Consider the following 689-nt stretch of genomic DNA (forward strand, 5'->3'; position numbering starts at 1 on the left):
GTCCCAGCGCTGCTCATCGGCAACTGCGTTGACGTTGTGCAAAATACCGATGGCATCCCATGCTTTAATACTTGGCCCTTCGATTTGCGCGAAGCTTGGTGGATTGCCCGCCAGCGCGCGAGCTTGCAGTACCGTCATCGCGCTGTCGCCACCACCACCTAACACCGGGCTTTGCAGCAGCTCTATATCGTGCTGTTTTAGCTGAGCTTTAAGTGTTTGCAGCGCTTGCTGCTCGCCGTCAGAAGTCCACCAATGTAAAAACTCTACCCCTTGTGGCGACTCAGCGTGAGCGACGCAAGGGGCGAGCAACAGTGGGAACAAGAATGCCAGTTTGTTCATAGTCAGTCTCTCGGGAAAGTCAGTGTGGCGCAGAGGCCGCCAAACTGAGAATGGCTCAGCAACAAGTTGCCGCCATGAGCCTTTGCAATACTCTGTGAAATGGTTAATCCCAGCCCACTGCCTTCTTTATCTTTGCTAGCGCGAAAGTATGGCTGGCAGAGCTTTTCAAGTAATAAATCGTCAACGCCGTCACCGTGATCTTCAATTTCAATCTGGATCAACTCTGGGCTTTCACTCAGCGTAATGTCCGCTTGATGGCCGTATTTGAGCGCGTTATCGACCAGATTCTGAATGCAGCGCTTAATCGCTAACGGTTTACCAGCAAAGTGGGTGCGGATTTCACCGTGGAT

At 52.2% G+C, this 689-nt stretch carries 1 protein-coding gene and 1 pseudogene; both read right to left on the reverse strand.

The genetic code is table 11. The features are described 5' to 3' along the window. Positions 1–339 (reverse strand): annotated as a pseudogene (locus R7R24_RS27120) (carbohydrate ABC transporter substrate-binding protein); the annotation flags it as partial. Positions 340–341: 2 nt separating this feature from the next. Then, a partial coding sequence (locus R7R24_RS27125; protein WP_318120182.1) for a sensor histidine kinase occupies positions 342–689 on the reverse strand: 348 nt, incomplete at its 5' end.

The organism is Vibrio sp. 704, assembly GCF_033339295.1.